General features: G+C 78.1%; 1 protein-coding gene. It reads right to left on the bottom strand.

Features of this window, described 5'->3' with window-relative positions; genetic code table 11:
• Positions 1-1,607 (bottom strand): acyltransferase domain-containing protein (locus ACFV0Q_RS41510; protein WP_385013289.1); only part of this gene is annotated, 1,607 nt, incomplete at both ends.

A 1,607-nucleotide genomic window follows, 5' to 3' on the forward strand; every position in this document is an offset into this window, starting at 1 on the left:
GGGTAGGTCGGCAGCGGGACCCGGCCGGCCGGGGCGGCGGTGAAGGCCTGCGCCCAGTCGATGTGCACGCCCTGTACGTAGGCCTCGGCGAGTGCGGTACGGAACCGGCGGGGGCCGCCCTGGTCGCGGCGCAGGGTGCTGACGGTGACGGCGTGCCGGCCGGCGGCGGTGGCGGTCTCCTGCATCGCGGCGGTGAGCGACGCGTGGGGGTTGACCTCGATGAGGGCTTCGTGGCCGTCGGCGAGCAGCGCGTGCGTGGTCTGCTCGAACCGCACGGGGCGGCGCAGGGCCTCGAACCAGAAGCCGGCGTCGAGGGTGCGGCCGTCGACGATGCCACCGGTGGCGGAGGAGTAGAGCGGGGTGTGGGTGGCCCGGGGGGTGAGGTCCGCGAGTTCGGCGAGCATGCGGTCGCGGACGCCGTCGACGTGGAACGAGTGGCAGGCGGCTCCGGCGGCGACGCGGCGGCAGCGGATGCCCTCCGCCTCCAGGGCGGCGCGCAGTTCGTGTACGGCGTCGGTGTCGCCGGAGACGACGACGGACTCGGGGCCGTTGTACGCGGCGACGTCGAGCCTGCCTTCCCAGGGCCGCAGGCGGTCGGCCATCCGGTGGCCGGGCAGGGTCACCGCGAGCATGTCGCCGCCGGGCTCGGGGAGTTCGGCCAGGCCGGCGCCCCAGGAGGTGATGACCCGGGCGGCGTCCGGCAGGGTCAGCGCTCCGGAGAGGTGGGCGGCGGCGATGTCCCCGATGCTGTGCCCCGCGTACGCGGCGGGCCGGGCGCCGTAGGCCAGCCAGGTCCGCGCGAGCGCGACCTGGACGGCGAAGGTGGCGGGCATGCCGACGTCGGTGGTGTCGAGGCCCGGGGCGCCGGGGGCGCCGCGCAGCACGTCGGTGAGCAGCCAGCCGGTGAACGGGGCCAGGGCCTCCTGGCATTCCAGCGCGGCGGCGTGGAACTGCGGTGAGGAGTCGAGGAGTTCGACGGCCATGCCGGGCCACTGCGAGCCGATGCCGGGGAAGACGAAGGCGGCGGGGCGGTCGGCGGCGGTACCGCGGACGGCCTCGGCCGCGAAACCGCCCTCGGCCAGGGTGGCCAGGGCGTCGAGGAACTGCCCGGTGTCCTCGCCGAGGAGGACGGCGCGGTGCGGGAAGCGGTGCCGGGTGGTGGCGAGGGCCCGCCCCACGGCGGCGGGGTCGAGGCCGGGGCGCGCGGTGAGGTGGTCGTGCAGCCGCCGGGCCTGGTCGCGCAGCGCGTCGGGGCTCGCGGCGGAGAGGATCCAGGGCAGCGGCTGCTCGACGACGGCGCCCTCGGGGCCCGTCCGGCCACTGTCCCCGGGGTCCGCCGCGAGGCCGGTCGGGGGTACGGTGAGCCGCCCGTCGGCGGACACCACGGCGAGCACCCGGTCCCCGTCGGCGACGGCCCGCGCGAGGCACTTGACCACGACGGCGCCATAGCCGCCGGGCGCGGGGGCCGCGGGCGCCGTATCCGCGGACCCGACCGCCCCGGACGCGGCGTCCGCAGACCCGGCGGGCGCGGGCCCGGCCGCCCCGGACTCCGCGTCCTCGGCGCCCGGCAGCACGATGCCCGGCCCCGCGGCCACGGCCAGGGTGGT

The organism is Streptomyces sp. NPDC059564 (assembly GCF_042735575.1).
GTDB lineage: Bacteria > Actinomycetota > Actinomycetes > Streptomycetales > Streptomycetaceae > Streptomyces.